This is a genomic window from Vibrio sp. D173a (assembly GCF_030248475.1).
In genome coordinates this window covers 1-803 of record NZ_JAHGAH010001195.1, presented here as the reverse complement: position 1 = coordinate 803, position 803 = coordinate 1, and the positions used below count along the sequence as shown (strand labels likewise).

Here is an 803-nt window from a genome sequence, read left to right as displayed (position 1 = left end):
GGCTGACATCGGCTATAACCCAATTGCAACCGGCGGATTTAACACAACACTGCGCGACTTTGCTCGTGTAGGTTTGGCCATGGTCAACAATGGGCAATACAATGGCGAACAGGTTTTCTCCGAGAAGTGGGTGAAAGACTCCTTCAATGTCGATGATCAAGATAGAAACGCCACAAACAACAGTATCTACAAACAGAAAGAGGGCGCAGTGTATGATTCTCATCTAGAGGGGTACAAGAACTTCTTGTGGGTGCATGACTCAGAGAAAAATATCGCGACCTACCGTGGTGTATTTGGTCAGTTCCTCTACATCAACCAAGACAAAAATGTGGTTATAGCGACGTTCTCTTCTGCCGATAGTGGTTCCAATGCAGCCAGAGAAACATCGAAAATTAGGCTCGAAGCCTTTGAGTCACTCGCTCAGTCACTATAATAAATCACAATTGAACTAGGCGATCTTATGATCGCCTTTTTCTTATCTGTCTTTCGGCAAATTAAAGTACAATAAAGTCTATTTTTCTCATTGACCTGTCTATAGCTTTACACTTTATAGTTTGATTATTGAAGACGCCGAGACGTTAAATCGTTGTCGGCGAATACTCATTAATTGGATAGACAGATATGAACATTAGACATGAAACAGAACTAGACCTAAATCACATAGAGTCAATCACTTACCAAGCATTTGAAAATCACCCTCATCATGAACCGGGCGCAAAACCGACCGAGCATCTGATCTTGAGAAGACTGCGAAAAGCAAACGCATTAACGCTTTCGCTTGTTTGCGAGGAAGAGGAACAACT

2 pseudogenes are annotated in these 803 nt (G+C 42.5%); both read left to right on the top strand.

The window, feature by feature from the left end:
- Positions 1–433: pseudogene (locus tag KIV40_RS32255) on the top strand (6-aminohexanoate hydrolase); the annotation flags it as partial.
- A 188-nt stretch (positions 434–621) separates the two neighbouring features.
- Positions 622–803 (top strand): annotated as a pseudogene (locus tag KIV40_RS32250) (GNAT family N-acetyltransferase); the annotation flags it as partial.